Source organism: Saccharothrix sp. CB00851 (genome assembly GCF_001905065.1).
Lineage (GTDB): Bacteria > Actinomycetota > Actinomycetes > Mycobacteriales > Pseudonocardiaceae > Actinosynnema.
Map to the genome: position 1 here is coordinate 138,830 of NZ_LWLC01000066.1, position 26,144 is coordinate 164,973.

22 protein-coding genes and 1 pseudogene are annotated in these 26,144 nt (G+C 74.1%); 12 read left to right on the forward strand and 11 right to left on the reverse strand.

Annotated features, from left to right (window positions below; all coding sequences use genetic code 11):
- Positions 1-89 precede the first annotated feature (89 nt).
- Both A6A25_RS46165 and A6A25_RS46170 read right to left on the reverse strand, forming a co-directional pair.
- Complete coding sequence (locus tag A6A25_RS46165) at positions 90-2,210, reverse strand: amylo-alpha-1,6-glucosidase (protein WP_241829204.1); 2,121 nt, start codon at positions 2,208-2,210, stop codon at positions 90-92.
- Complete coding sequence (locus A6A25_RS46170; RefSeq protein WP_143193751.1) at positions 2,207-2,473, reverse strand: glycosyltransferase; 267 nt, start codon at positions 2,471-2,473, stop codon at positions 2,207-2,209. The genes A6A25_RS46165 and A6A25_RS46170 overlap by 4 nt, the downstream gene beginning before the upstream one ends.
- Positions 2,474-2,943: 470 nt before the next feature.
- Between A6A25_RS46170 and A6A25_RS41535 the strand changes: the two are divergent.
- Together A6A25_RS41535 and A6A25_RS41540 are read left to right on the forward strand one after the other, a co-directional pair.
- Positions 2,944-3,411: pseudogene (locus A6A25_RS41535) on the forward strand (cation transporter); the annotation flags it as partial.
- A gap of 115 nt (positions 3,412-3,526) precedes the next feature.
- The gene (locus A6A25_RS41540) at positions 3,527-4,027 is read left to right on the forward strand and encodes a hypothetical protein (protein ID WP_143193752.1); all 501 of its coding nucleotides are present in this window, start codon (positions 3,527-3,529) and stop codon (positions 4,025-4,027) included.
- An 11-nt stretch (positions 4,028-4,038) separates the two neighbouring features.
- Here A6A25_RS41540 and A6A25_RS41545 read toward each other — a convergent pair whose 3' ends face one another.
- The 4 genes from A6A25_RS41545 to A6A25_RS41560 are packed head-to-tail and all read right to left on the reverse strand — an operon-like array spanning position 4,039 to position 6,878.
- Positions 4,039-4,713, reverse strand: coding sequence for a response regulator transcription factor (locus A6A25_RS41545; RefSeq protein ID WP_073900045.1), 675 nt, complete (start codon positions 4,711-4,713; stop codon positions 4,039-4,041).
- A 13-nt stretch (positions 4,714-4,726) separates the two neighbouring features.
- Positions 4,727-5,299, reverse strand: a complete 573-nt coding sequence (locus tag A6A25_RS41550; RefSeq protein WP_073900047.1) for a helix-turn-helix transcriptional regulator — start codon at positions 5,297-5,299, stop codon at positions 4,727-4,729.
- Positions 5,296-6,198 carry a type VII secretion protein EccE gene (locus A6A25_RS41555; protein ID WP_143193753.1) on the reverse strand — a complete coding sequence of 301 codons (903 nt, stop codon included), beginning with the start codon at positions 6,196-6,198 and terminating at the stop codon, positions 5,296-5,298. The genes A6A25_RS41550 and A6A25_RS41555 overlap by 4 nt, the downstream gene beginning before the upstream one ends.
- Positions 6,198-6,878 carry an AfsR/SARP family transcriptional regulator gene (locus A6A25_RS41560; protein WP_073900051.1) on the reverse strand — a complete coding sequence of 227 codons (681 nt, stop codon included), beginning with the start codon at positions 6,876-6,878 and terminating at the stop codon, positions 6,198-6,200. Before A6A25_RS41560 ends, A6A25_RS41555 begins: the two co-directional genes overlap by 1 nt.
- A gap of 40 nt (positions 6,879-6,918) precedes the next feature.
- Here A6A25_RS41560 and A6A25_RS41565 point away from each other — a divergent pair, with 40 nt between their 5' ends.
- On the forward strand, positions 6,919-7,575 hold the full coding sequence (locus A6A25_RS41565) for a response regulator transcription factor (protein WP_198933054.1): 657 nt from the start codon (positions 6,919-6,921) through the stop codon (positions 7,573-7,575).
- 73 nt (positions 7,576-7,648) lie between these two features.
- The gene (locus tag A6A25_RS41570) at positions 7,649-8,893 is read left to right on the forward strand and encodes a sensor histidine kinase (RefSeq protein ID WP_073900053.1); all 1,245 of its coding nucleotides are present in this window, start codon (positions 7,649-7,651) and stop codon (positions 8,891-8,893) included.
- Here A6A25_RS41570 and A6A25_RS41575 read toward each other — a convergent pair.
- Positions 8,880-9,308 (reverse strand): hypothetical protein, encoded by a 429-nt coding sequence (locus tag A6A25_RS41575; RefSeq protein WP_073900055.1) that lies wholly within the window; start codon positions 9,306-9,308, stop codon positions 8,880-8,882. The two genes, A6A25_RS41570 and A6A25_RS41575, sit on opposite strands and share 14 nt — an antisense overlap.
- Positions 9,309-9,372: 64 nt before the next feature.
- On the opposite strand from A6A25_RS41575, the gene A6A25_RS41580 reads away from it, so the two are divergent.
- The 4 genes from A6A25_RS41580 to A6A25_RS41595 are packed head-to-tail and all read left to right on the forward strand — an operon-like array spanning position 9,373 to position 15,130.
- Positions 9,373-11,172, forward strand: a complete 1,800-nt coding sequence (locus A6A25_RS41580; protein ID WP_073900057.1) for a fibronectin type III domain-containing protein — start codon at positions 9,373-9,375, stop codon at positions 11,170-11,172.
- Positions 11,169-12,119: an AAA family ATPase gene (locus tag A6A25_RS41585; protein ID WP_073900059.1), complete on the forward strand. Its 951-nt coding sequence runs from the start codon at positions 11,169-11,171 to the stop codon at positions 12,117-12,119. The genes A6A25_RS41580 and A6A25_RS41585 overlap by 4 nt, the downstream gene beginning before the upstream one ends.
- Positions 12,120-12,122: 3 nt before the next feature.
- Entirely contained in the window at positions 12,123-13,169 is a 1,047-nt protein-coding gene (locus A6A25_RS41590; protein ID WP_073900061.1) for a DUF58 domain-containing protein, read from the forward strand.
- Positions 13,166-15,130, forward strand: coding sequence for a transglutaminase family protein (locus A6A25_RS41595; RefSeq protein ID WP_083669096.1), 1,965 nt, complete (start codon positions 13,166-13,168; stop codon positions 15,128-15,130). The genes A6A25_RS41590 and A6A25_RS41595 overlap by 4 nt, the downstream gene beginning before the upstream one ends.
- Positions 15,131-15,137: 7 nt before the next feature.
- On the opposite strand, the gene A6A25_RS41600 is transcribed toward A6A25_RS41595, so the two are convergent.
- On the reverse strand, positions 15,138-16,865 hold the full coding sequence (locus tag A6A25_RS41600; protein WP_073900065.1) for a serine/threonine protein kinase: 1,728 nt from the start codon (positions 16,863-16,865) through the stop codon (positions 15,138-15,140).
- 99 nt (positions 16,866-16,964) lie between these two features.
- On the opposite strand from A6A25_RS41600, the gene eccD reads away from it, so the two are divergent.
- Both eccD and eccB read left to right on the forward strand, forming a co-directional pair.
- Complete coding sequence (eccD, locus tag A6A25_RS41605; protein ID WP_073900067.1) at positions 16,965-18,245, forward strand: type VII secretion integral membrane protein EccD; 1,281 nt, start codon at positions 16,965-16,967, stop codon at positions 18,243-18,245.
- 3 nt (positions 18,246-18,248) lie between these two features.
- A complete protein-coding gene (gene eccB, locus A6A25_RS41610) occupies positions 18,249-19,658 on the forward strand; it encodes a type VII secretion protein EccB (protein WP_073900069.1) in 1,410 nt (469 codons plus the stop codon).
- Positions 19,659-19,716: 58 nt separating this feature from the next.
- On the opposite strand, the gene A6A25_RS41615 is transcribed toward eccB, so the two are convergent.
- From A6A25_RS41615 to eccCa, 3 genes are read right to left on the reverse strand one after another with little or no spacing between them, the layout of a single operon-like run.
- Positions 19,717-20,991, reverse strand: coding sequence for a hypothetical protein (locus A6A25_RS41615; RefSeq protein WP_073900071.1), 1,275 nt, complete (start codon positions 20,989-20,991; stop codon positions 19,717-19,719).
- On the reverse strand, positions 20,988-21,374 hold the full coding sequence (locus A6A25_RS41620; RefSeq protein WP_143193754.1) for a hypothetical protein: 387 nt from the start codon (positions 21,372-21,374) through the stop codon (positions 20,988-20,990). The genes A6A25_RS41615 and A6A25_RS41620 overlap by 4 nt, the downstream gene beginning before the upstream one ends.
- Positions 21,371-25,318 (reverse strand): type VII secretion protein EccCa, encoded by a 3,948-nt coding sequence (gene eccCa / locus A6A25_RS41625; RefSeq protein ID WP_073900075.1) that lies wholly within the window; start codon positions 25,316-25,318, stop codon positions 21,371-21,373. Before eccCa ends, A6A25_RS41620 begins: the two co-directional genes overlap by 4 nt.
- A gap of 158 nt (positions 25,319-25,476) precedes the next feature.
- Here eccCa and A6A25_RS41630 point away from each other — a divergent pair, with 158 nt between their 5' ends.
- Together A6A25_RS41630 and A6A25_RS41635 are read left to right on the forward strand one after the other, a co-directional pair.
- Positions 25,477-25,806 carry a WXG100 family type VII secretion target gene (locus tag A6A25_RS41630; protein ID WP_073900077.1) on the forward strand — a complete coding sequence of 110 codons (330 nt, stop codon included), beginning with the start codon at positions 25,477-25,479 and terminating at the stop codon, positions 25,804-25,806.
- Positions 25,807-25,837: 31 nt separating this feature from the next.
- Positions 25,838-26,134, forward strand: a complete 297-nt coding sequence (locus tag A6A25_RS41635; RefSeq protein WP_073900079.1) for a WXG100 family type VII secretion target — start codon at positions 25,838-25,840, stop codon at positions 26,132-26,134.
- Positions 26,135-26,144: the final 10 nt, after the last annotated feature.

Consider the following 26,144-nt stretch of genomic DNA (forward strand, 5'->3'; position numbering starts at 1 on the left):
TACGACGTCCAGAAGTGGATTCACACACCATCGGGGGACTCAAACCCCCCGCGCTCGCCAATCGCGTCACGAGACGCGACGAGCCGGCGTCAGGTGGTCCAGCCGGCTGACAAGCCGGACACCGCGACCTTCTCGCCGGTCGCGCTGAGGTGCGCGGTCTGGTCGCCGAGCCGCAGGTCGGACAGGGTCAGCTCGCCCCACCGCGGCGGCAGGTGCGGCCTGGTGGTCAGCGTCCGGCGCGGCACGTGCGGTTCCAGCCCGAGGCACGCCCGGACCAGCAGCAACGGCGACGCGCTGGCCCACGCCTGCGGCGAGCACGACGTCGGGTAGGGCACGGGCGGGCTGAAGTCGTCGCGGGAGAAGCCGCAGTACAGCTCGGGCAGCCTGCCGCCGAAGGCCTCCGCGGCGTCGAGCAGGCCGTCCGCCAGCCGGTGCGCGAGGTCGACCGCGCCGGGCAGGTGGGCGTAGCGCAGCAGCCCGGCCACCGCGATGGCCGTGTCGTGCGGCCACACGGACCCGTTGTGGTAGCTCATCGGGTTGTAGGCGCCCATCGACGACGCGAGGGTGCGCAAGCCGTACCCGGTGTCCATGTCGGGTTCGGCCAGCCGCCGGATCACCGTGGCCGCGTGCTCGTCGGTCGCGATCCCGGTCCACAGGCAGTGGGCGATGTTGCTGGTCAGCGCGTCCACCGGCTCCTTGCGACCGTCGAGCGCGACGGCGTACCAGCCCTCGCCCGGCAGCCAGAACGCCTCGGTGAACCGCTGCCGCAGCTCCTCGGCACGGGCACGCAGGCGCGCGGCGGTCGCCTCGTCCCCGAAGCCCTCGGCCAGTTCCGCCCGCGCCAGGAACGCCGCGTACACGTACCCCTGGACCTCGCACAGCGCGATCGGCGCGATGGCCTGCCTGCCGGAGGCGTCGTTGACGCCGTCGAAGCTGTCCTTCCAGCCCTGGTTGGCCAAGCCCCGGTCGGTGGCGCGGCGGTACTCCACGAACCCGTCGCCGTCGCGGTCGCCGTACCGGTCGACCCACGCGAGCGCGGCGTCGGCGGCGGGCAGCAGCGAGCGCACCACGTCGGGGTCCGCGCCCCACCGCCAGCACTCGGCCAGCAGCATCACGAACAGCGGCGTGGCGTCGACCGTGCCGTAGTAGTGGTTGCCGCCCAGCACGGCCGTGCTGTCCGGGCCGAGCCGCAGTTCGTGCAGCACGCGGCCCGGTTCCTCCTCGGTCAGCGGGTCGACCACCTTGCCCTGCGTCTCGGCGAGGGTCTGCAGCGTGCCCAGCGCCAGGCCGACGTCCAGCGGCAGCGCCATCCACGCGGTCAGCAGGCTGTCGCGGCCGAACAGGGTCATGAACCACGGCGCTCCGGCGGCCACGAACGGTCGGCCGCCGCGGGCCGGGTCGTGGATCTGGAGCGCGCCGAGGTCGCTTTCCGTGCGGCGCAACACATCGGTCAGCACCGGGTCGCTCGCGGTGACGACCGCGCTGGCCGCGCGCCACGCCCGGATCTTGCGCGCGGGCCCGCTGGCCTCGATCCGCTCGCCGCGGTGGAACTGCGGCGGCACGGGCCGGCCGGACACGGTCGGCTGCACGACCACCTCGGTGGACCACCGGCCGCCCGCGGGCACGACCACGTGCCAGCTCAACGCGCCCGGCACCACGACCGGTTCGGCGGTGGCGGTGAACGACACGCCGCGCGAGCCGTCCTCGCGGTCGCGCAGCACGAGTTCCGGCCCGGCGGCGGTGGCGTCGGAACCGCTGTGCGCGGCCCGGCCCTCCTTGACCGCGAACAGGTCGGCGAAGTCCGCGTCCACGTGCAGTTCCAGCCGCACGGCGGTGGCCTCGCGCCCCAGGTTGTCGACCGTGATCGTCTCCCGCATCCCGTCGCCGACCAGCCGTTCCCGCATCAGCAGCAGGGTGCTGTCGGCCAGGCCCGCGGCCGGTGGCCTGCGCAGCACGAACCGCGCCGCGAACGCCTCCGGGTGCGACACCGACAGCGGGTGCGGCGTGCGGCCGTCCAGCCGCAGCTGCCACCGCGACAGCACGCGGGCGTCGCGGAAGAACAGCCCGTGCGGTGTGCCCGGCTCGATGTCACCGGTGCCGGTCGAGAGGCAGAACGTGCTGCCCTCCACCAACGTCGTGGTGCCACCGACATCGCGCGCGAACGCCGGTTCGCCCGCGTTGAACGGCTCCGGAGGACCCTCGGCGATCACGCGCGGCCCCCGGCCGGGTCCAGGCCGCGCACGTCGTGCAGCGCGGCCACCAGCTCCTCCGGCTCGTCCAGGACCAACCCGGTCACGCCGTCCACCACCACCTCCGGCACCGCGCCCGCCCGCAGCGCCACCACCGGCGTGCCGCAGGCCATCGCCTCGATCATCACCATGCCGAACGGCTCTTCCCAACGGATCGGGAACAGAAGACACCGAGCGGCGGACAGCAGCTTGCGCTTCTCGGTCGAATCGGCGACGCCGAACACGTGGTCGCGGTCGGTCGGCCGGGGGGCGCACCTCGGCCTCGAACAGCGCGTAGTCCTCTTTCCGCGCCCGGAACGGCCAGTCGCTCAGGCGCAGCGCGTTGTGCACGGTGCCGACCCGGTTCAGCTCCGGCAGGCCCATCGCGGCGAACGCGGGCCGCGTGCACGACTTCGGGGAACGGCTCATCGAGGCGTTCGGGGACCGTGCGGTCCCACACGGGCACGAACTCCGCTCTGGTGCCGGGTTCCTCCGCGCCCAGCAGGGTCACCGAGTGACCGCGCGCGACGAGCGAGTCGGCGAGGTCTGCGACGACGGCCTCCACACCGCCGTACGCCTTGGGCGGCACGTCGAAGTACGGCGGGGCCACGAGCGCGGCGCGCAGCCGGTCGCGGACGCCCGGACGCGGAACCGTTGCGGTGCTGGACGAGATCCCGGCCCAGCGGACGAGTCCGGTACCGCTGGAAGATACAGCGGCTTCGGGCTGGACTCAGTGGTCGAAGTCGCCTCCGCGACCGCCGTGGCCTGGCAGTTCTCGGCCAAGGACCACGAGGCCAGGGAACGGGTCACGCTGCGCGTCATCGCGCTGTCGTTCTTCGCGCTCGCGCTCTACGTCACGGTCGAATCGGTCCGCGCACTGCTCGGCGCCCAGGCCGCCGACCACTCCACGATCGGCATCGTGCTCGCCGCCGTGTCACTGGTCGTCATGCCCGTCCTGTCCCGCGCGCAGCGCGCGGCGGGCCGTGAACTCGGCTCAGCCAGCGCCATCGCCGATTCCAAGCAAACGCTGCTGTGCACCTACCTGTCCGCCGTGCTGCTGGCCGGCCTGGTGCTCAACAGCACCCTCGGCTGGTGGTGGGCCGACCCGCTCGCCGCGCTCGTCATCGCCGCCGTGGCAGTCCGGGAAGGCCGCGCGGCCTGGCACGGCGAACACTGCTGCTGACGACGGTAGTCCTCGCGGCTCGGGCTGGGGCGCTCAGGCAGGTCGAAGCCGGGCAGCGCCGGCAGGTTCCGGCCGCGACGGCGAAGAACGCGGCGGATCTGCCACGCTGGACCGCATGACACCATCCACTGTGGACCGGTTGCTGCTGGCCGGCGGAGTGTTCGCCGCACTGGCCACGGCGGGCTGCGTCACCGTGTCAGGCACCGCCGTTCCCGCGCCCACCACCACTACCACCACCACAACAACGACCACCACCACCACTCCCCCACCTCCAACCGCCGCAGACGGCACGAACTACGCGGCGTGCGCGGACGGGACGTGTGAGGTGGCGGTGTCCGGGCCGGTCGACATCCCGCTGGGCGGACCCACCGGACCCGGCACGCTCACCGTGCGCTCGGTGCTGGTGGACGGGATCGAGTTCGAGCTGACCTCGGCCATCGGCGGTGGCAGCGGCTCGCTGAAAGGGCACTGCACCGCGACGTTCGTCCCCGGTGGCGGCGGCATGTCGTGCTCCAGCAAGCCTTCCGCGCCGCCCGAGCCGCGTGCCGGGGTGCTCGCCATGCAGATGGTCGGCGTCACGAACGGCACCGCGATAGTGCGGTTGGTCAGCGGGTGACGGGCGCGGGCTCAGCCGAGGCGGTAGCCGACCTGTCGCACGGTCTCGATGAGTGGCGGTTGGCGCAGTTTGCGGCGCAGCCCGGCCATCAGCACGTCCAGCACGTTGGTCGCGGGCTGCGCCATCTCGTCCCAGGCGTGCCGGATGAGGTCGGCCCGCGACACCGGCTGCCCCGCGTTGGCCAGCAGCAGTTCCAGCACCAGGTACTCGCGCCGGGTCAACGTCAGCAGCACGCCGCCGCGCCGCACCTGGCGCGTGCCCGCGTCCAGTTCCACGTCGGCGTGCCGCAGCACGGCGGGCCGGGCGATCTCGCGGCGGAGGCACAGCAGGCGCACCCGCACCACCAGCTCCTCCATCGCGAACGGCTTCACCAGGTAGTCGTCGCCGACCTCCAGGCCCTCCACCCGGTCACCCACGCGGTCCAGCGCGGTCAGGAACAGGACCGGCACCCGCAGCCCGGCCCGGCGGCGCTGCCGGACGTAGGCCAGGGTGTCGACGGCGCGGGGAGCCGCGGGACCGCCGGGGACCATCCGGTCGAACACCGCGCAGTCGTAGGAGTTGACCGCCAGCGCCTCGTCCGCGCCCGCCAGGTCCGCCGCCGTGTCGACCGCGAAACCCGCACCCCTCAACGACACCGCCACCGCGAACAGCAGATCCTTCTCGTCCTCGGTCACCAGGATGCGCACGACCCCACCGTAGTCACCCCGCGCGTTGCAACAGCCAACCGCGGTCGGCGGCCTTCGCGCCCGCCTGGAACCGGCTGCGCGCGCCCAGCCGGTTCATGATGTCGGCGACCATGCGCCGGACCGTGCGCACCGACACGTCCAGCCGTGCCGCCGCGGCCTCGTCCGTGCTGCCCGCGAACAACAACGTGAGCAGCTCCCGTTCCCGCCGGGTCAGCTCGCAGTCGTCGGCCACGTCGTAGGCGGCCACCGCCTCCGGCCACACCCGCTCGAACAGCTCGACCGCCGCGCGCACCACGCTCGGCAGCCGGAACACCGCCACACCCTGGTCCGCGGGCAGCACGGCCGCGACACCGTCGACCACGACCGCGTCCATCGGCACCTGGGGCAACGTCCGCACGTCGCACGGCGCCAGGGCCAGCGCGTTGGGCCGCAGCGCGTCGGGCAGCAGCACCCGGTAGCGCACGCCGCGACGCAGGTTGGCCTGGTCGATCCGGCGCAACGTCATCCCGCCGGTGGCCATCACCACGACTTCGGCGCGGGCCTTGGCGAGCAGCGCGTCCACGCCGGTCGGCAACACCTTGATCACAGGACACCTCCGATGAGCAGCGAGGCGGCGACGCCCCGGGCGTGCAGTCCATCCAGTCGTTCGAGTCGTACGTGTGCGGAGAGCACGCCGACCGCCGACTCCACGGCGGCTTCGGCGGCTCCCGCGATGCGCAGCACGGCGTCGTCGGCGCTGAGCGCGACGGTCACCGCGACACCGGGCGCGGCGGTGAGCAACCAGTCGACGGCGGCGCGGGCGGTCGCACCGGGCAGCCGGAAGCAGGCTTGCGCGACGGGTCCGCTGCGCCAGTACCGCCACTCCTCGCGGACCTCCCGGTGCCCGGTCACGTGCCCGAGCGCGGCGATCGTGGTGACCAGGTCCTCTTCGGCGAGCAGGTCGGCGGTCACACCTTGGCGGCGCAGTTCGCGGCGGGTGCGGCGGGTCGAGTTGCCCAGCACCCGGACGACCTCGTCGTCGTGCCAGAGCTCCGGCGTCCGCTTGGCCTGCACCACCACCCACGCCCTGGGCCTGCGGACCTGGCCGCGCCCGACGTGCAGGACGACCCGGACGTCCGGCCCGGCCAGCCCGGCGAGCACGCGCGGCGCGGCCAGCCGGGGCCGCAACACCGCCACCACCCCACCGGGCCCGTGCACGTGGTCGCCTTCCACCCACGCGCCCGGCGCGACGACGTCCAGCAGAGCACCGCCGCGCCGCCGCCGGGCCCGGAAGCCCACGTACCGCCCGACCCACTCGGAAACCCACCGCCGCCGCCACCGCCCCAACGCCAGCACCAGCACGACGGCCGCGCCGACCCACAGCGGCACCGCCACGGGCCACGTCGAGTCGACCCCGAACAGCACCGCCAGCACGGCCAGCTGCGCCCACACGAACCTGGTGGCCGCGGCACCCGCCCCGGTCGCCCGGCTCCACGTCACCGCCATCACGCGGCCACCTCCCGCCGGGCCCGCACCAGCTCCGACCCCGGCCCGACGCCCAGCTCGGCCGCCAGGAAGTCGCACACCCGCCGGTACTCCGACAGCGCGTTCGCCCGCCGCCCCGCCGCGTGCAGCGCCCGCACCAGCCGCGCCCACGCCCCCTCGCGCAACGGGTCCTCCCCGGTCAGCGCGCGCAGCACCGCGATCGCCTCACCGTGCTTGCCCAGCGCCGTGTACGCGTCGGCCAACCGCTCCCGCAGCTCCCACCGCAGCTCGTACAGCCAGGCCGTCGCCGTCATCGCCGTCTCCGCCCGCAGCTCCGCGAACGGCGTGCCGCGCCACAGCTCCAACGCCGCCGTGAGGCAGCCGACGGCCTCCGCACCGGTCACCCCTCGAGACCGGTCCAGCAGCGCGCGGGCCACGTCGGCGTCCAGCTCGCCCGGTGCCACGTGCAGCCGGTACGATCTGGGCCGGGCGTCGATGCGGCCCTGCGGCACCACCTGCCGCAGCTGCCAGACGTACGTCCGGACGTTCCGCTCGGCCGACACCGGGACGGCCTGTTCCTGCCAGATCTCGTCGATCAGCTCGTCTAGGCTCACCCAGGCGTTAGCGTGCAGGAGCAACGTGGCCAGCAGGGTGGCGGGCTTGCGTGGCCCGGCTTGCGGGCCGAGGACTCGGAAGATCACGCCACGAACGATCCGTCACGACACATGAGGTTCTGATGACATGCGGGTGATGGTGGTGGAGGACGACGAGAACCTCCGGGTCGCCGTGGCGGCGCAGCTGCGCGGCGCCGGGCTGGAGGTGGACACCGCGGCCGACCTCCCGTCCGCCGACCGCGCGTTCGCCCGGGTCGACTACGCGTGCGTGGTCTTCGACCGGATGCTGGGCGACGACGACGCCATCGACTACGTCCAGGCGCGGCGCTCACGCGGCTGGACGGCACCCGTGCTGTTCCTGACCGCGCGGGACAGCGTCCACGACCGGGTGGCGGGCTTCGCCCACGGCGGTGACGACTACCTGGTCAAGCCGTTCGCCGTCGAGGAGCTGACCGCACGGGTGCTCAAGCTGTGCCACCGCGCGGGCGCCGGGCGGCCGACCGTGCTGCGGCACGCCGACCTGGAGGTGGACTGCATCCGGCACGAGGTGCGCCGCGCCGGTGTGCTGCTGTCGTTGTCGGGTTTGGAGTTCGCGGTGCTGGAGTACCTCGCCGCGCACGCGGGCCAGGTGGTGACCCGTACCGACCTGATCGAGCACTGCTGGAACGATGAGCCGATGGCCAACGTGGTCGAAGCGGTGATCAAGAGGCTGCGCCGCAAGCTGCACGCGCCGGAACTGGTCCACACCGTCCCCGGCCACGGCTACCGGTTGGGTGACGCATGAGCGAGTTCACGAGCGAATCATCCACCACAGCGCGCCCCGCTCTTGCCACACCGGGCCCTGGCGAGGTGTGCGCATGAGCGGCACCAGCAGTTCCGCGGCTCGCCTGCGTTCACTGCGGCGCCTGCTCACCGTGCTGTTCACCGCGATGAACACCGCCGGGCTGCTGGTGTTCGCCGTCCTGGTCATCAACAACGACCGCGAGCAGGGCGAGGCCAAGCTGGACGCCGACCTGCACCGCGTCACCGACGTGGTGAGCAAGCTGATCGACTACGACGACTCGCTGATCACCGCCGACCTCGTCGCCGACCAGGTGAACCGCTCCTGCCCGGAGTTCGTGATCCTGCCCGGCGGCGCGGCCCGCGAGTTCGGCAGCCACCGCAGCGAGAAGAACTGCGTGGCGGACGACATGGGCGTGCTCAGCGGCATCGCCACCACGGCGGTCAGCGGTGGAGTGCTCGTGACCGGCTCGAAGGACGGCCTGCAGGTGCGCGCCCAGCCGGTGAAGACCCCCGACGGCGAGGTGGTCGCCGCGATCGTCGCGTTCGCCGACCTCGCCCCGGAACAGGCACGCCACCGCGGCACGGTGTGGCGGGTGGTGGGCGGCTGCCTGGTGCTGGTGATCGCGCTCGCCCTCGCCGGGCACGCGATCTCGGGACGTGCGATCCGGCCCGCCGCGGCGGCGCTGGAGCAGCAGGAGGTGCTGCTCGCGGAAACCGCGCACGACCTGCGCACACCGGTCGCCGCGCTGCGCGCCCTGGCCGAGACCGCGATGCGCAACCCCGACCAGCACGCCGAACTGCTCCCGCGCACGGTCGGGCTGGCCGCGCGGATGGGCGGCATCATCGACGGCCTGCTGGTCCGGGCCAGGCTGGCGGCGGGCGTCGAGCAGCTGTCGATCCAGCCGATCTGGCTGGACCAGCTGGTCGCCGTGGTGGTCGAGGAGACGCCCGCGCCGGACGCCAGGGTCACCGTCACCGCCGCGCCGACCAAGGTCAACGCCGACCCGACCCTGCTGCAGCGCGCGATCGGCAACCTGCTGGCCAACGCGCTGCGGCACGGACGCCGCCCGGACGGCGAGGCCATCGTGCACATCACGGTCGCCGGCGGCCGGGTGACGGTGGCCGACAACGGGCCCGGCATCGACCCGGAGGCGGCCGAGCGGGTGTTCGACCGGTTCACCACCTCCGGCGCGTCGGCCGGGCTGGGCCTGGCGATCGTGCGCTGGGTCGCCCTGGCGCACGGCGGCACGCTGCGGGTCTACAACGCCGAGGAAGGCGGGGCGATCTTCGAGCTGGCCCTGCCGGTCAGCGGACCGTGAACGTCTGCCACGGCTTGAGCCGGACCCAGTCCTCGTCGCCGAGCCGGTACGCGAGGTAGTACGTGTACCGGCCCGGGGTGTCGAAGGTGCGCCGGAACGTGATCTCCTGCGTGGTCGTGCCGATCGCGTGGTCGGGCAGCTCGTCGAAGTCGTGCGGCGCGTTGGTCGAGCGCTGCACGACCTGGACCGTGATCGCGCGCACGGTGAGCTGCCGGTCGGCGGCGACCGCGGCGCGGACCACGACCTCGTCGCCCGCCGCGGGCACCCCGGGCTCCAGGGTGAGCGTGGCGACGACGGTCGGCGTCGGCGGCAGGTCGGCGACCGGCAGGTCGGACTCGCCGGTCAGCAGGACCGCGGTGAGCACCACGACCACCGCCGGCACGGCGAGGAGCAGCAGGAACCTCGGACGGGACAAGGGCTGGACCGTTTCTGTATCGGGTGCCATACGCTACGTGATTGCAGAGTAGGGGGTGGGTGCGATGGGGATTTCCGCGAAGTGGCGCGGTCGGGTACCGGTGGCCCTGCTGACGGCGGGCAGCCTCACCGTGGTCGGCCTGGCCATCGGTGGCGCGTCGGGGGTGCCGGAACTGGAGTTCCTGCAACCGGGCCACTGGGTGATGAACACGGCGCTGGGCAAGGCGTTCCACATCGACGGCTCGACCAAGCAGGTCAACGCCGAGGTGGCCGTGCCGAACGCCGACCAGGGCAGCCTGGTGGTGCAGAGCGACACCAGCGGCCACGTCGTCGGGCGCGGCAAGATCACCGAGTTCGGCAAGTCGACGCTGCGCGTCAAGGGGACGACCGCCGCGCCGACCGACGACGAGGTGCCGGTCGCGCTGGAGGTCACGGGCGGGCCGTACCTGGTCTACCGCCAAGCGGGCAAGGTGGTGCGCCTCGGTGACGAGAAGACGCCCCCGATCTCGACCGGCGAGCCGGTGGGCAACCCGGTGGCCACCTCGGACGGCACGGTGTGGCTGCACTACACCAAGAGCAACCTGCTGTGCCGGTTGTCGGCGGGCACGACCGCCCCGTCGTGCCCGGTGCCGGTGACCGCTGGCCACACCGGCGGGCTGAGCGTCGTCGCCGACAAGCCCGTGTTCGTCGACACCACGTCCGACACGATGCTCTTGGTCGCCGACACCGGCCTGACCAAGCCGAAGTCGCTGGACACGGACGTGCCGGACGACGCGAAGATCGGTCCCGGCAACGCGGACGGGCTCGTGCCGGTGCTCGACCCCCGGGGCAGGCTGATCCTGATCGACAGCGCCGAGGTGGTCTTCGACCGGCCGGGTGCGGAGACCAAGGTCGAGCCGCTGGAACCCGGCGACTACACCGGTCCGCTGTCCACCGGTTCCACCGTGGCGGTGCTCGACCAGCGCAGCGGCACGCTGCACACGTACGACAGCAAGGGCAGCAAGCGGCACAAGACGCCCGTACCACCCGAACGCGGGTCGCCCCGGTTGACCAAGGGCGACGACGGGCGCGTCTACGTCGACGGCGCCGAGGGCAAGCACGTGCTGGTCGTGGACCCGGAGGGCAAGGTGACCCCGGTGCAGGCGAACGGCACGCGGCTGTCCGCGTCCCGCTCCCTGCTCACGCCGCCGTCGGAGACGACGAACCAGACGACCACGCCGCCGGCGGTCGGCGACCAGGTACCGACGCAGCAGGGTCCCGCGCAGCAGCAGCCGACCCGTCGGCCGGCGCCGCCACCACCGGTGGTGCCGGCCAGCCCTCCGGGCGCGCCGGGTGCGCCCACCGCCACGGCGGGCAACGGCACCGTCTCACTGGCCTGGGGCGCGGCGCCCGACAACGGCGCGCCGGTCACCGCCTACCACCTCTCGTGGAACGGCGGCGGGATAACGGTCGGCGGCGACGTGCGCGCCTACACCGTCCCCGGCCTGGCCAACGGCACCGCGTACACGTTCACCGTGGTGGCCCAGAACTCGGCCGGGAGAGGGCCGGGCGCGACGGCGAGCGCCACCCCGTTCCGGGCGCCCTCCATCACGATCTCGCGCGGTGAACCCGAGAACTACAACGAGAACTGCCAGAAACCGGACTGCGCGCGGCTCTTCATCGAACTGCACGGCTTCGAACCGAACACCGACTACAGGCTCACCGCCTACTCCTCCGGTTGGGGGGAGTTCAACGGCTACACCACCCACACCGACGCGCAGGGCTACAACTCGACGTTGCGGTTCCACTTCCACGGCGTCGGCCAGGAGGTGTGGGTCGAAGCGGGCGGCGTCCGGTCGAACGTGCTGTACTGGAGGGACATGTGAACGCGCCCAAGTCGACCCTGGCCTACCAGGCGATCGCGGACAACGTGCAGCGCGTCGTGCGCGGCAAGCCCGAGGTGGTGCGGCTCGCCGCGGCCGCGTTGCTGGCCGAGGGGCACCTGCTCGTGGAGGACGTGCCCGGCCTGGGCAAGACGACGCTGGCGCGGTGCCTGGCGCGCAGCATCGGCGGCACGTGGCACCGCATCCAGTTCACCCCCGACCTGCTGCCCGGCGACGTCACCGGCGTGACCGTGTACCACCAGAAGACCGAGCGGTTCGAGTTCCACCCCGGTGGTGTGTTCGCCAACGTGGTGCTGGCCGACGAGGTCAACCGGGGCACGCCGAAGACGCAGTCGGCGCTGCTGGAGGTGATGAGCGAGCGCCGGGTCACGGTCGACTCGACCGCGCACGAGGTGCCGCACCCGTTCCTGGTGGTGGCCACCCAGAACCCGATCGAGATGGAGGGCACCTACCGGCTGCCCGAGGCGCAGCTGGACCGGTTCCTGATGCGGTTGTCGGTCGGGTACCCGGACCTGGCCGCCGAGGTGCTGGTGGTGATGAGCGACGCGGCGCGGGTCGGCCCGGACGACCTCGACCCGGTGGTCGACATCCCCGCGCTGCGCGAGGCGATCACCGAGGTCCGCGGCTCGCACATCGCGCCCGCGATCGTCGAGTACGCCGTGCGGCTCGCCGCCGCCACCCGTGAGCACACGGCCGTGCGCTGGGGCGCGAGCCCGCGCGGCAGCATCGCACTGGTGCGGGCGGCGCAGGCGTTGGCGGCGACGGAGGGCAGGCTGTTCGTGACGCCGGACGACATCAAGGCGGTGGCCGAGCCCGTGCTGGCGCACCGGCTGGTGCTGACCCCCGACGCGGAGCTGAACCAGCGCCGGCCCGCCGAGGTGGTCGCGGAGGTGCTCGGCACGGTCGCGGCACCGCTCGCGGCGGGCTGACCGGTGCGGTTGACCCGGCGCGGCGTCGCTGTGCTCGTCGTGGCCGTGCTGTGCGGTGTCGGCGGTTTCCTGGCCGGTTACCCGCTGTTGCAGGCGTTGGCGGGGCTGTCGGTCGGCGCCGTGGTGGCGGCGTTCTTCGCCGCCGCCCGGCGCCCGCGCGTCGACGTGCGCCGGGACGTCTACCCCGACCGGGTGGAGCGGGGCAAGCCCGCGTTGGCCCGGCTGGACGTGCGGCACGCGGGCGGCGGCTTCACCGCGCGGGACCGGTGCGGGCCGCACGTGCGCGGCGTCGTCGTGCGGGCGGACGCGGTGTACCGGTACGAGCTGCCGACCGAGTCTCGGGGCAAGCACACCGTCGGCCCGCTGGCGATCGAACGCGCCGACCCGCTCGGCCTGGTGCGCAACCTGGTGGACACCGGCGACACGGTGACGCTGTGGGTGCACCCCCGGCTGCACCCGGCCCGCCCGTTCGCGGGCGGTTACCGGCGGCACCACCACGACGGGCCGACCACCGACCAGTCGCCGCGCGGCTCGCTCGACCTGCGCGAGGTGCGCGAGTACGTGCCGGGTGACGAGGTGCGGCTGGTGCACTGGAAGGCGACCGCGCGGACCGGGAAGCTGATGGTGCGCGACTACGCCGACCCCGACCAGCCGCGGTTCACGCTGCTGCTGGACACCCGGCACGCCAAGGGTTTCGAGGACGCCGTGGAGATCGCCGCGTCGCTGCTGCACGCGGGTGTCGTCGCCGGTCGGCACGGGCGGTTGCTCACGCCGTGCGGTGCGGACGTGACCGTGCGGGGCGGGGTGTTGGGCGCACGGCGGCTGTTGGACGAGCTGTGCGTGCTGGGCGTGCGGCCGGGGTCGGCGTTGCCGGCACGTCCGCCCGGCAGCCTGGTCGTGGTGACGGCGGTTCCGCTGGACGCGATCGCGCCGCTGCGGCCCGATGTCGTGTTCTCGCTCGGCGGCCCAGGTGAGGTCGTCGGTGCGCGGGTGATCTGGGCGCCGGACGCCGAACGGGCGGTGCGGCGGTGGAACGAGGCGGTGGGGTGAACGTGGCCGTGCGGGGGACGGTCGCCGTGTACGCGGCGGCCGCGGTGGCGGGACTGCTGTTCGGGCCGGTGTTCGGGGTCGGCGCGTTGCTGCTGCCGGTCGGCGCGGCTGTGCTGCCCGCGCTGGGCGTGACGCTGTGGCTGCGGTCGCGCGAGGCGTGGCGTGCGGTGGCGGCGGTCGTGGCGGGGCTGGCCGGGTTGCTCGCGGCGTTGCGCGCCGACCCGTCGGCGGTGCTCGCCGGGGTGACGGAGTCGTGGCGGCTGACGTTGCAGACGACGTGGCCGGCGCGTCCGGAGCCCGAGGTCGTGGTGTTCGTGCCGCTGCTGGTGCTGGCCGCGGCCGTGTTCGGGGTCGAGTTGCTGTTGCGGCTGCGCGCGCCGTTGGTCTCGCTGGTGCCCGCGTCGGGTGTCGTGGTGTTGAGCCAGGCCTACGCGGCGGCCGGTGGGCTGACGGCGATCTCGGCGGCGCTGGCGTTCGCGGCCTGCGGTGCGGTGATCGTGGCGCGGAGCGTGCCGTGGGCGGCCATCGCCTTGGGTGTCGTCGGCGCGGTCGCGTTGGGTGCGGTGTCGTCGGGGTCGGCGTGGTCGTTGCGGACGGGCGAGGTCGCGCCCCTGGCGACGCCGCGGGTGGCGAGCCCGCTCGACGAGTTGGCGGCCCGGCTGGCGAACCCCGACGAGCCGGTGTTCGAGTTCTCCTCGGCCGATTCGAAGCCGGTGGACCGGTGGCCGATCGCGGTGCTGGACGAGTTCGACGGGGTGAACTGGACGCCCGGTGGCGAGCTGCGGCGGATGGGCGCGGGGCTGCCGGCCGAGGCCGGGGATGCGGTGTCGCGGTCCGCGCGGGTGCGGCTGCTGGAGTCGTGGGGCGGGCCTTGGCTGCCGAGCCAGGCACGGCCCGCAGCCGTGGACGGGGCGGAGGCGTTGGTGTTCCCGGCGGGCGGCACGTTGCTGGCGGAGAACGCTTCTTCGTACACGTTGACGTGGTGGGAGCCGCTGATCGACCCGGGCACGTTGATGGGCAAGGCGATCGACCCGTCGGCGCCGGGCGGGTTCGCCGGTGTCGGGCAGGTGCCCGCCCGGGTGGTGACGTTGGCGACGGACGCGGTGCGCGGGTTGCGGTCGTCGTTCCAGACGGCGTTGGCGCTGGAGCAGCACATGCGGCGCGAGTACGAGCTGGTGAGCGCGGGCGACCTGCCGGTCGGGCACGGTTGGCCGCAGCTGGAGCGGTTCCTGCTGGTCGACAAGCGCGGGACGAGCGAGCAGTTCGCGGCGGCCTACGTGGCGATGGCGCGGGGGCTGGGCATCCCGGCGCGGCTGGTGGTCGGGTTCGACGGGTCCGGTGACCGCTCGGTGGTGCGCAACGGTGACGCCATCGCGTGGCCCGAGGTGGCGGTGGCCGACGTCGGCTGGGTGCCGTTGGACCCGACGGGGTCGGCGCGGGTGTCGTCGGCCTCGACGGGGTTGGCGGAGGTGACCGAGGAGGCGCGGGAGCAGTTGCCGCCGGTGGAGGAACTCACGCCGCCCCAGCTGCCGCCGGCTTCTCCGGTTCAGGACCCGTCGGGCGAACCGCGGTCGTGGTGGTGGTTGCTGTTGCTGGTCGTGGTGCCGCCGGTGGGGTGGTTCGCGGCGGTGCCGCTGGTGGCGTGGGCGCGGTCGTGGCGTCGGCGGCGTTCGGGGACGGTGGCCGACGCGTGGGCCGAGGTGCGCGCTCGGCTGCGTCGGCACGGGGTGGCGGTGACGTCGGCGATGACGGTCCGGGACGCGGCTTCGGCGGCACGGCACATCGTCGACCAGCCGACCGCGGAGGCGATGTCCGGCCTGGCGACGGCGGTGGACGCCACGATGTGGTCCGGTGCCCGGGTCGACGCGCGGGCGCACGCGTGGGCCGCGGCGCGGGCGGTGCGGGCCGGCTTGGCCCGCCGTCCGGTGAAGGACCGGCTGAAGGCCCTGTTCCGCCTCTGAACCCCGCTCACCGCTCGCAGTCGGCCTGCCGGATGCCCTTCGGCTGGCTGGCGTAGACCTGGTCGCCGTCGGTGCCGTGCACCTCGAAGCAGTACTTGCGGCCGGGCTCGACCTCGATCTCCTTGGTCTGCTCGCGCAGCACCACCGTCTTGCGCTGGGGCTGGCCGTCGGGTGCGACGATCACCACGTAGTCCAGCTTGGCCGTGCTGCGCCAGGCCAGCTGCACGAGGGTGTCGGTCTCCTTGACCACTTCCAGCTCGATCTGGACGCCTCCGTTGCCGGCGGGCGAGTTCATCGTCGGTGCCGCGGGCGGCGGTGGCGGCGAGTCCTCGCTCAGGAGGAGGAAGGGCGCGGCGGCGAACAACACCAACGCACCCGCGATACCCGCCACCAACCCGAGCCGCCCGGTCCGGTCGTCCTTCTTCTCGCTCGGCTTCACCTCGGCGAGCGGCATCCGCACCGGCGGCGCGGGCGGAACGGCCAGGTAGCCGTCCGACGCGAGCGGGACCGGCGGTGCGGCTTCGGGCTGCGGCGGGAGGGACGGGAACGGGTCCGCCGGCGGCAGCGAAGCCTGCGGCTGCTCCGGCGTCTCGGGCGGGAGCTGGACCGGCGGCGGTGTCGGCCGGGTGCTCGCCGGTGGGGACGTGGGGGTCTGCGGCTCGGCCTGCGGCAGGGTGAATGGCGATTGACCGGAAGCCGATGGGTCCGGTGCCGGAGGCGGACCGGCCGGCGGTGGGGCGAACGGTGACGGTTCCTGGGGTGCCGGGGTGTACGGCCGGCTCGGCGCCGGCGCCGCCAAGAAGTCCGCCGCCGTCGGGAAGCCGGCCGGCGTCGGGAAACCCGGTCCCGTCGGGAAGCCCTGTGCCATCGGGAAGTTCGGTGCGGCCGGGAAGCCCTGTGCCGTCGGGAAGCCTTGTGCCGTCGGGAAGTTCGGTGCGGCCGGGTAGTAGCCCGCGTCGGCGAAGTCGTCGAAGCCGACACCGGCGATGGCCGACAACCGCGCCGCCACGTCGGCCGGCCGCGCGTCCGGTTCCCGCGCCAGCAACGCGCGGACCAGGTCGGCCAGGCCCGCCGGCAGGTCGGCGCGCGTCACCTCGGGCACCGGTGCGCCCATCACCCGCAGCAGGTGTTCCTCCGCCCGCTCCCCCATCCGCGCGGGGTAGGGCACCTCGCCCGTCAACGCCAAGTACAGCACGGCACCCAGGCCGTACAGGTCGGTGCGCGCGTCACGCACCGCGTCGCGCACGGTCTCCGGGGCGGCGAAGTCCACCGGCGGGTCGGCCGGGAACGCGCGGCGCACCACCAGGCCCCCGTCGGCCAGCACCGGCTCGCCGGACGGGCGGAACAGCACGTTGGTCGCGGTCACCCCGCCGTGCACGAGACCGGCGGCGTGCGCGGCGGCCAACGCCTCGGCCAGCACCTGCGCCAGGTCGAGCACCTCTGCCACCGGCAGCGCGCCGTCGTGCCGCACCCGGGCCGCCAGCGAGTGCCGGCACAGCTCCGAGCACACCGCGGTCACACCGTCAGCCAGCTCCTCCACCCCGCGCACGACCGGGGTGAACGGCACGCGCCGCCACTTCGCGATCTCCCGCTCCAGCGCGGTGCGGGTGCGCCGGTCCAGCGCGACCGGGAACACCTTGTACGCCGCCCCGCCACCCGCGTACACCGTCGCCACCGGGCCGGTGCCCAGCGGCACGAGGTGGTTGCTCTGTGGATTGACCATCGTGGCGCTCATTGTCCCCACGGTGCCGCAGCCCGTCCACCCGCCGGGCGCCGTGTCCGGTAGCTGCCGCACCACCACCGCGGACGACGGCGGCGGTCCATCGTGGCGCGCATGAACACCACAGGGCTGGTGCGGGTGACGATCGCCGCACCGCACCGGCGCATCGACTTGGCGCTGCCCGAGTCGTCGTCGGTCGCCGAAGTGCTGCCGGGACTGCTCAAGCACGCGGGCGAGCCTCCCGCCGACGACGGGTGGCTGCTGCGCCGTCCCGACGGCACCGCGCTCGAACTGGGGCGCACGCTCGCCGCGCACCGCATCCGGGACGGAGAGGTGCTGCACCTGGCGCACCGCCGCACGGAGTGGCCGGAGCTGGAGTACGACGACCTGGTGGACGTGATCGCGTCCGGTCTGGGCCGCACGTGGGGTCCGCGGCACACCCGGCGCGCCGGTCTGCTCGCGGGCGGGCTGCTGGTGCTGCTCGGTGCCGTGCCGCTGGCGGGCCTCGGTTCGCCGTGGTGGTCGTGGGGCTTGGCGGCGGTGCTGCTGGCGGCGGGCGTGACGTGCGCGCGGGCGTTCGGCGACGCGGGTGCGGGCGCGGTGGTGGCGGCGTTGGCGCTGCCGTTCGCGGGGCTGGGCGGCGTGCTGTTCCTGGGCACCGGGCAGGGGCTGGGCGCGCCGCACGTGCTGTCGGCGTGCTCGGCGGTGCTGGTGGTGTCGGTGCTCGCGCTGATCGGGGTGGCGGAGAAGGTGGTGTGGTTCACCGGCACGACCACGGCCGCGCTGCTCGGTGCGGGTGGCGCGTGGCTGGCGGCGGACGTGCTGAGCGGTGTCGAGGCGGCGGCGGTGGTCGCGGGTGCGGCGCTGGTGTTCTCGCCGCTGTGCGCGCCGTTGGCGATCCGGCTGGGTCGGGTGCCGCTGCCGACGTTGCCGCGCACGCCCGCGGACCTGCTCGCCGACCCGCCGCGACCGGCCCGTGCGGCGGTGCGCGAGGCGGTCGTGCGGGCCGACGCCCTGCTCACCGGGATGCTCGCGGGCTGCGCGGCCGTGGTCGGGGCGTGCGCGGTCCTGCTGACGCGCGGTGACGTGTGGGCGACGGTGCTGCTGGGCGTGCTCTCGGCGGGGCTGTTGCTGCGCGCCCGGCTGTACCCGTCGGTGCGGCAACGCGGTCCGCTGCTCGGCGCGGGCGTCGCGGTGCTGGCGTGCCTGCCGACGGGACCGGCCGTGATCGGGATCGGGGCGGTGGTGGTCGTCCTCGGCCTGGCCCGGGTGAAGTGGAACCCGCGGCTGTCGCGGTACGCGGAACTGGTGGAGGTCGTCGTGGTGATCGCGGTGGTGCCGGTGGTGTGCGCGGTGCTCGGCCTGTACGCGTACCTGCGCGGGTTGGGGGGCTGAGCCGTGGCGTCGAACCGGGATCAGTTGCAGGCGCAGCAGTTCCTGCTGCAACGGGTGGTGTCGGCGTTGGTCACCGGCGAGACCGATCCCGAGCAGCCGCCGTTCCGCCGGTCGGTGGTGGCGGCGTTCGGCGGCATCGCCATCGCGGTGGTCGTGCTGGCGGGCTTCGGCGTGTACGGGATGGTGTCGCCGGGTGGCAGCACGGCCTGGCGCGGCGAGGTCGTGGTGGTGGAGGAGGAGACCGGCGCGCGGCACGTCTACCTGGACGGTCGGCTGCACCCGGTGGCGAACTACGTGTCGGCGTTGCTGGCGTTGGGCAAGCACGCGCCGACGCGCACGGTGTCGCGCGAGTCGTTGGCCGGTGTGCCGCGCGGGCCGCGGATCGGGATCGAGGACGCGCCGGACTCGCTGCCCGATCCCGACCGGCTGCTCACCACGGGCTGGACGATGTGTTCCCAGCCCCGGCCGGACGTCACCGGTGCGACGGTGAACGACTCGGTGCTCGTGGTCGGCGGCGGTGTCCCGGGTGGACGGTCGCTGGACGATCGCGCGCTGCTGGTGGACGTGCCCGACACCGGTGACCAGTACCTGTTGTGGCGCGGTTTCCGGCACCGGATCAAGCAGGCCGACACGGTGGCGGTGGGGCTGGCGCTGCGGTCCGAGCCGAGGGCGCGGGTCGGTTCGTCGATGGTCGACGTGCTACCGGCGGGTGAGCCGATCGCGCCGATCGCGTTGCCGGACATCGGCGCGGAGTCCAAGGCGGTGCCGGGCGCGCGGATCGGCCGGCTGTTCGCGGTGGAGACCTCCGGTGGCGCGGTGCAGCACTACCTGGCGGAGGCGGAGGTGCTGCGGCCCATCTCGGAGTTGCAGTACGACATCCAGCGCGCCTTCCAGCCCACCGCGCAGGCGTACGACGGCGGGCAGCCGTTCGGGCTGCCGCTGGGGTTGGTGGTGGCCGGTCAGGCGCGGCAGGGGCCACCGGTCGCGATCGGGCCGGGCAAGCCGCCGACCGCGCGCCCGGAGTTCGCCGCGGCGGACGGCTCGGTGCTGTGCGCGGCGTTCGACGGCGCCGGTTCACCGCCGACCCTGGTCGCGGACCCGGACCTGCCGGCGCCGGACCCCCTGACGACGGCCACCGCCCGGCGCACCGAGACGGGGACGCCGCTGGCCGACCGGGTGATCGTGCCGCCGGGCCGGGCCGCCGTGGTGGAGGTGATGCCGGGTCCCGATGCCCCGGTGGGCACGGTGGTCCTGGTGACCGACCAGGGGCGCGCCCACCCGCTGGCCCAGCGGGAGGTCCTGGAGGTTCTGGGGTACAAGGGCTTCACGCCGGTTCGCCTGCCGGTGAGCCTGGTCGCCCGCGTGCCGCACGGCTCCCCGCTCGACCCCGTCACCGCCCTCGCCCGAGTCTGATCCGCACGACGAAGCGCCGCCCCTCGCAACTCGCGAGGGGCGGCGCTTTTGCACTGCGTCAGCGGCCGGTCAACGGCGAGGACGGGGCCTCGGTCTGCCACAGCTCCTCGTCCAGCGCCTCCGACTCGGGGGACCGCCGCCGGTCCGTCCGGGTGGGCAGGGCGCCCACCGGGGTCGGCCTGCCCCGCAACGCGTCGGGGACTCCCGGGGTGCCGGTGCGCTGCCTGCCCCGGCCCGCCTGCTGGTGCTGGGCGTTGCCCGGCTTCGGCGTGCCCGCACCGGACCGCGCCGCGCCCGACATCGGCGGCACCATCGGCGGCACGGTGCCGCCCCCGGTCGCCGCCGTCGACGCCGCACCGGCCGCCGTGGGCGGTACCGGTGGCGGCGGTGGGGTCAACGCGGCGGCGGAGAGGGTGCCCGGCCTGGCGGCCTGCTGGATCGACGGCACGCCCGGCAGACCGGTCAACGCCGCACCGGCCACCGCCCGTCCGCCGATACCCCGCGGTGACAACCCCGCGCCGAGCCCCGCCGTCGCCACGGGAGGCGCGACGGGCAGCTGCGGCAGTGCCGGGGCCGGCCGGGGCAGGTCGACGGTCGGTGGTGCGGTCGGCAGCTTCGGCGGAGCCGCCGCGCCACCGGACAGCGCCGGACCACCGGCGGGACCAGCGGGCGCACCGCCCGGCGCCGGGCCACCGGCCGCACCGCCCGGCGCCGCGCCACCGGCGGGTCCAGCTGCCGGTCCCCCTGCGGGACCACCTGCCGGACCGCCCGACGGGCCACCGGCCGGACCTGCGCCAGGACCGCCGGGGCCACCGGGTCCCGCCATGGTTGCCTGCTCACCCTCGACCGCCGCCCGCACCGCGCTCGCCGCCTCTGCGAACAGCTTGTCCAAGGCCTCCATGTGCGCCGCCGCCTCCTGGCGCACCGCCTGCAACTTCGCGACGGCGTCCGGGTCGGTGCCCTTCGCCACAGCGTCCAGCAGCGCCTTCTCCTCCGCCGCGAGCCCGTCGATGACCTGCTTCGTATTCGGGATGCCCACGGCCAGCAGGTCCAGCGCCACCCAAGGTTGCGCCGCGGCGATCCGCGCCGCCCACTGCTGCATCTCCCGCGAGGCCGCCGACGCCCGGGCGGCGAACAGGTCACCGGCCTGGTCGACCCACTTCGCCGCGAGGTCGGTGGCCTGGGTGTCCAACACCGACGCCGATGCCTCCAGCTCCTCCCGTGCCATCCGCCACATCCGGCTCGCCCGCTGCAGTCGGCGGATGTGATCGGAGACCATCTCCTTCTCCACCCGCTTGGCCATCTGCGCGACCGTCTCCTCCGCGTAGCTCATGACATGCCCGCCGGGTCGCCGCCGGGACCGCGCGGGACCATCCGGTAGCCGTCGACGGCCTCGGCGAATACGGGAGCGGGACCCAGTGGCGCCGCGTCACGCACCTTGACCAGGGCCTCCGCGCTGGTGCCGTCGGCACGCTGGTAGTCGTCCGCGCACGCCCGCGTGATCTCCCGCAGCTCCACCAGTTCGTGGTCGGCGGCGGTCAGGTAGGTGGTCAGCGCGGTGGTCGACGTCTCGTCGGCCGTCCGGAACGGCGGGCACTCCAGCATCCCGCCACCGCAATAGCTGGGCACGGCCTCCTGCGCCACGGCCCTCAGATCCAGTGGTCGCGGCTCGAACGCCGCCATGTACTGGGTCCACCCGTGCAATCCATCGTTCACTGATCACTCCCTCGGTCCGGATCTGCCACTTGCACCAGCGACGGCGCGCGCCGCCGGTCGACCAGCCGGCCGCGCCCCGGTGGCAGCGGCTCGGGCTTGAGGCCGCCGAGCAACGGCCCCTCGTTCCGGTCGCCGGACAACATCAGGCCCGGCGAGCCCACATCGCGCAGCCTGGCGATGAACGTCTCGAACAGCGCGCGCCCCGCACCACCGGTCCGCCGCGTGAGCACGACGTGCAGCCCGATGTCCCGTCCCTGCGGCAGGTACGGCAGCAACGCGAGCAGCGGGTTGTCCAGGCCGGTCGCGACCAGGTCGTAGTCGTCGATCAGCACGAACAGCTCGGGCCCGGTCCACCAGCTGCGGGCGCGCAGCTGCTCCGCCGTCACGTCCGGACCCGGCAGCCGCGCCGCCATCGCCCGTGCCGCCTCCGCCATCAGGTGGGCGGTGGTCGTGGCGTCCGCGCCGTAGCCGAGCAGGTGCGTGTCCGGCACGTCGCCGACCAGGCCGCGCCGGTGGTCGACCACCAGCAGCCTGGCCTGCGCGGGCGTGCGGTTGGCCACGATCCGGCGGGCCAGCAATCGCAGGAAAGCCGTCTTGCCCGACTCCGTGTCGCCCAGCACCAGGAAGTGCGCGTCGGCCAGGAAGTCCAGGTGCACCGGCCCCAGGTCGTGCTCCGCCACGCCGATCGCGAACTTCAGGTCCGCGTCGACCGGGGGCAGGTAGGCCTCGGTCACCAGGCCGGGCAGCAGCCGCACCCGCGGCGCGTGCGCACCGGTCCATGCCCGCGCCACCGCGTCCACCAGGTCGACGAGCGCGGGCGTCGCGCTGTCCACATCGGACTCTCCGTCGATGCGCGGCAACGCCACCAGCATGTGGTGCTTGCCCGGCGTGATGCCGCGGCCCGGCGCGCCCTCCGGCACGGCCGCCGCGCTGCGCCGGTCCACCACGCTGTCCAACGGGTCACCCAGCCGCAGCTCCAACCGGCTGCCGAACAGGTCCCGGATACCCGGCCGCAGGTCGAACGGCCGGGCGCACGCGCCCACCACGTGCACGCCGAACGACAGCCCGCGCGTCGCGATGTCAGAGACCACGTCCTCCAGGTCCTCGAACTCCTTGCGCAACGTCTGCCAGCCGTCGATCACCAGGAACACGTCGCCGTGCGGCTCGTCGGCGAACCGGCCCTCCCGCCGCAGCGCCCGGAACCCGGCGATGCCGTCCACGTCGTGCTCGGCGAACAGCCGTTCCCGCCGTTCCAGCACCGCCGCCACCTCGGCCACGGTCCGCCGCACGGCACTGGCCTGCTGACGCCCCGCCACCCCGCCGACGTGCGGAAGCCCGCGCAAGGCAGCGAGCAGCCCGCCGCCGAAGTCCAGGCAGTAGAACTGCACCTCCGCCGGTGTGTGGGTCAGCGCGAGGCTCGCGACCACCGTCCGCAACGCCGTGCTGCGACCGCTGCGCGGCCCGCCGACCACCAGCACGTGCCCGGCCGCACCGGACAGGTCCAGTTCCAGCAGGTCGCGCCGCTGCTCGAACGGCCGGTCGACCAGGCCCACCACCGCGCGCAGCCCACCGTTGCGCCGTGCGTCGACCGGGCACAGCCCTCGCGCCGGATCCGGGCCGAGGACGCCCAGCAGCTCGTCCAAAGTGGACGATTGGTCCAACGGCGGCAGCCACACCTGGTGCGCGGGCGTGCCGCGGCCGGCCAACCGGTCGACCAGGATGTCCAGCAGGCTCTCGCCGACCGCGTCCTCGTCCACCGGGTCCACCACGGGCAGCGCGAGCGGCGCCACGTACTCGGTGGTGTAGGGCGCCATCCCGGGCACCTCCACCGATCCCGACGACCCACCCGACCCGGGCCTGCGGTGCACGCCCGACACGTACGCCGACCGGAACCGCACCATCGGCTCGGTGCCGAACTTCAGGTAGCCGTGGCCGGGCGCGCGGGGCAGGCTGAACGCGTCCGCCACGCCGAGCACGGTCCGGCTCTCCAGCTCGGAGAACGTGCGCAGCCCGATCCGGTACGACAGGTGCGTGTCCAGCCCCCGCAACCGGCCCTCCTCCAGCCGCTGGCTGGCCAGCAGCAGGTGCACGCCGAGCGACCGCCCCAACCGCCCGATCTGCACGAAGATGTCCACGAAGTCGGGCTTGGCCGACAGCAGCTCGCTGAACTCGTCGCACACCACCAGCAGCGTCGGCACCTCGGGCAGCGGCGCGCCCGCCGCGCGGGCCCGGTCGTAGTCGCGCAGCGAGGCGAAGTTCCCAGCCGCGCGCAGCAGTTCCTGGCGGCGCACCAACTCGCCGTTCACCGCGTCGGCCATCCGGTCGACCAGCGGCAGCTCGTCCGCCAGGTTGGTGATCACCGCGCTGGTGTGCGGCAGCCGGTCCAGGGTGGTGAACGTGGCGCCACCCTTGAAGTCGATCAACGCGAAGTTCAGCGACTCGGGCGGGTGCGTCAGCGCCAGGCCGAGCACGAGGGTGCGCAGCAGCTCGCTCTTGCCCGACCCGGTCGCGCCGATGAGCAGGCCGTGCGGCCCCATGCCGTCCTGCGCGGACTCCTTGAGGTCCAGCTCGACCGGCGTGCCGTCCTCACGCAGGCCGAACGGGATGCGCAGCCGGTCCCGGTTGGGCCGCTGCTGCCAGTTCTCCCCCGGCTCGTAGGAGTACACCTCGCCCAGCTCCAGCAGGTCCTCCAGCCCGGTGTCGCCCGCCAGCGGCTGCTCACCGGTGCCGCCCGCGGTCAGCCGCAGCGGCGCCAGCTCCCGGGCCAGCGCCTCCGCCGTGGGCGGGTCCAGCACGTCGGCACGGCCCAGCTCCACGTCTCCCTCCACCGTGCGGGCGACCAGCACGCCGTCGGCGGCCACCTCCAGCACCAGCGCCGCCCGCTCCGGCACACGCGGCAGCGGTGACGACAGGTCCAGCACGGTCACGCCCTCGACGCCGCCGCCGGTCATCAGGTGGTCCGAGCCCGCGACCGTGCCGCCGTCGAGCACCACCACCAGGTGCGGCCCGGCCGTGGAGCGCGGTGCGTCGGGGTCGAACCTGGGCCGGGCGGCGAGCAGGTCGTCCAGCAACGCCTCCAGCGCCACCACGCCGGACGTGACCAGCCGCACGGGCCCCACCGCGTCGGTGCGGTCCGGGTGCAGCGCGTGCGGCAGCCACTTCACCCACTCCCACGAGGGCCGTGCGGCGTCACCCGCGCACACCGCGACCCGCACGTCGTCCGGTGCCTGCAGCACCGCCAGCTGCGCCAGCACCGCGCGCACCAACGCCACCGCGCGTGCCCGGTCACCACCGACGTGGATCACGCCGAACCCCGGCAGCGCCAACGCCAGCGGCAGGTCGGCCACCGTCGAGTAGGTGGTCAGGAACCGCCGCAACGCCAACGCGGACAACGGTTCCAGCCGTTCCAGCGGCACGGTGTCCGGTGGCACGAGGTCCAGCGCCGGGCTCTGCGGGCCGAGCCCGACGCGCACGACGGCGAAGTCCGCGTCGGACCGGCGCCTCTCCCACCGCCGGTCCGACGCGGCCAGCGACAGCAGCGCCTCCGGTTCGGGGTGCAGGTGGGCCAGCGCGTCGCGCTGGCGGCGGATCGACCGGGTGACCCGAACCCGGTACTGGGCCAGCTGCCGCAGGTAGGAGCGCCGCGCCTGGGCCATCTCGCGCTTGCTCGGACCGCTGCCGTTCAGCATCGACACCAGCACCATCGCCAGCATCGCCACGCCGAAGAGCCCGAACACGACGAACCGCAGCGCACCGGTCGCACCGCCGCCGAACACCAGCAGCATCGCCGCCATGATCGCCACCATCGGCAGCACCATGACCAGCTGCGTCCACGTGCGCGCGGCGGGCTGGGGGATCTCCGGCGGCGCCTCCAGCACGAGCTCGCCGGACGGCATCTCCGGCGCGGGCCTGCGCTGAGGCCTCGTCACCACCACGGTCGCCACGCCGGCGCACCCCCTTCTTCGCTGTAGGGCACCGATCGTGGTGGCGTGCGGGCGGCGGCGGGCGGCGGTGGCAGGAACGTGCCGCGCACCGGCGGCGCACCCCGCCGGGGCGGTTCGCTGGGCAGCGCAGAACCGCAACCAGCGGAAGGAGAACCGGAGTGCAGGACCAACTTCACGGCGTTACCGAGACACTGGAGCGCGCCGCCTCGATGGCGGCGACCGTGTCCGGTGACATCGAGGGGCACCGGGCATCGCTGCGTCCCACGGTGGACGCGCTCAAGGGCCAGTGGGAGGGCACCGCGCGGCCCGCGTTCGACGCCGCGCACGCCCAGTGGGAGGCGGGCATCACCCGGCTCACCACGGCGCTCAACAGCCTCGGCGAGAACACCAGGTTCTCCTCGAACACCTACCTCAACGCCGACCAGGCCTCGGCGACCGGGCTCAACGCCGTGCAGGGCGCCAGCCCGTTCGGCGGCGCGCTCGGCTGACCGCGGTACCGGACCACCAGGAAGGAACGACATGCTCATCAAGGGCAACTTCGCCCAGCTGGAAGGGCTGGCCGGGCAGATCGCCTCGACGGTCGCCAGGGTGGAGCAGGAGATGGACACCTGGCGCGCGACCTCCGGTGCGACGTCCGCGGACTGGCTGGACCAGGCCGGTGGCCAGTTCAGCGAGATCAGCGCCGCGTGGCACCAGGTGTCGACCGCGCAGCAGGCGATGCTGCAGGCGCTGCGCGGCGGGGTGGACAAGGCCAACGCCGAACTGCAGCAGGCCCTCGGCGCCGCGGTGGCGCGGGTCGGCAGCACGGGGATCTGAGCGGCACACC